The 1,803-nt window shown below is 32.2% G+C and carries 2 protein-coding genes; both read left to right on the top strand.

The genetic code is table 11. The features are described from left to right. Positions 1 to 248 precede the first annotated feature (248 nt). On the top strand, positions 249 to 887 hold the full coding sequence (locus WYK_RS06175; protein WP_040373688.1) for a hypothetical protein: 639 nt from the start codon (positions 249 to 251) through the stop codon (positions 885 to 887). A gap of 149 nt (positions 888 to 1,036) precedes the next feature. Further along, positions 1,037 to 1,803, top strand: a 767-nt coding sequence (locus WYK_RS06170) for a methyl-accepting chemotaxis protein (protein ID WP_040373687.1), incomplete at its 3' end; no start/stop codon positions are given.

Below are 1,803 nucleotides of genomic sequence, written 5' to 3'. Positions count from 1 at the left end.
TCTAATGATTTATTTTTATTATGCTGTTGCAATCCTTTCTATTATAATCTTCATCATAACCATGAGGAAAAATAAAACCTTAAGAAGTATTCCAATCATTTTCATTATATTAACTGGATTCTTCACGTTATATATGGTATTTCTCAATACGATATGGGGAAGTAGTTTAAGCTGAAAAATCGAAATGTAAGGAATCTTTCCGACGAATGATAAAGGATAAGCTTTAGTTGGAGAACGGAGGATAGTATATGTTTAATAGTGAGTCGAATACCGTTAAGGGGTACAAAAATCTTGATATTCCTTTTACGATTCTTAGTAAGGAAAGCAATTCGAAAAACTTAGCGATTATTCTTCCGGGGATGGGCTATACTTCGCAAGCTCCTCTTCTTCATTACTCGACAGGTGTATTTATCAATAAATCCTTTGATGTTTTGCACGTGAATTATCAATACAATAACAAAGCATATGATGGGTTTAATGAAATAAGTAAGGCAATTAAAGTAGATGTAAAGAATGTTATTGATTTTGTTTTAACCAATAAAACATATGAAAATTTCTATTTGATTGGGAAATCAGTTGGAACGATCGCCATGAGTTCAGAGTTAACTAGAGAAACGTTTAAAAACGCTAAAGCTATTTGGTTAACACCATTAATTCAGAGAGAAGATGTTTTACATGCAATGGTTAAAAGTAAAAATAAGGGATTATGTATGATTGGAGACAAAGATCCTTGTTACTCCGAAGAAAGATACGTGAAAGTAGCGGAAAACTCAAATATCACGTCGAAGTTAATTCCAAATGTTAATCATAGTTTAGAGTATGGCGAAAACGCTGTTGAATCTATTGGCGTATTGAAAAATGTGATAAACGAAATTGCACAATTTTAACAAACATACTTTGCTCCTAATTGGTGCTATGTTTCATTTTTGCTTAAATGAATTCCTACATGGTTGTTTTTGAAAAACAGTTTAATGTGGATAAAACGATTCATTTTATAATAAAATGAAAACTAGTCTTACTAAAGGGAGTTTTTTACATGACTAATTCTTTAAATAATAGTAGTACTCAAGTATTAGATGAATCATCAGTTTTAGCTGCATTAGAGTTGAATTTATCCATGATCGAATTTAATTTAAATAGAGAAGTCATTTGGGTAAATGAGAATTTTGCCAAGACATTAGGCTATACAGTAAATGAGATGAAACATATGCATCATAAGCAATTTTGTACGGTAGAGTTCAGGAACAGTAGGGAATATGAAAACTTATGGGAGAATCTCGCAAAAGGGACGAAGTTTCAAGAGAAAATTCAAAGGGTGGGGAAAACTGGGGATTTATTTTGGCTTGAAGCTACCTATATTCCCATTCTAAATGAAGAAGGTACGGTTGAGGGTGTTCTGAAGATTGTAACGGATATTACTGATCGGGAAAATAATACAACCAAAATTATTTCTCAATTAAAGGATATGCCTGAAGAATTAGTCAACATCGTTGTCGAAAATTCTAATGAAAGAATACAAGCCGTTGAATCACTAAAAAAACAAATAGGCTTAATAAGTGAAGTATCTAAAATCATACATAATATTTCCTCACAAACCAATGTTCTAGCATTAAATGCAGCCATTGAAGCAGCACGGGTAGGCGAACAAGGAAGAGGGTTTAAAGTGGTAGCAGACGAAGTGAGAAGATTGTCCGGTCGTGTTGATGATGCCATTAAAAATGTATATTCTAATGTTGAAAATATTACAAAAGAAGTGGATAAAGTCAGCAAAACAACAGTTGATCTGCAACAAATAATTAAAGA

Source organism: Peribacillus psychrosaccharolyticus ATCC 23296 (genome assembly GCF_000305495.1).
GTDB classification, from domain to species: Bacteria; Bacillota; Bacilli; order Bacillales; family DSM-1321; genus Peribacillus; species Peribacillus psychrosaccharolyticus.
This window is presented reverse-complemented; position numbering and strand designations above follow the sequence as displayed.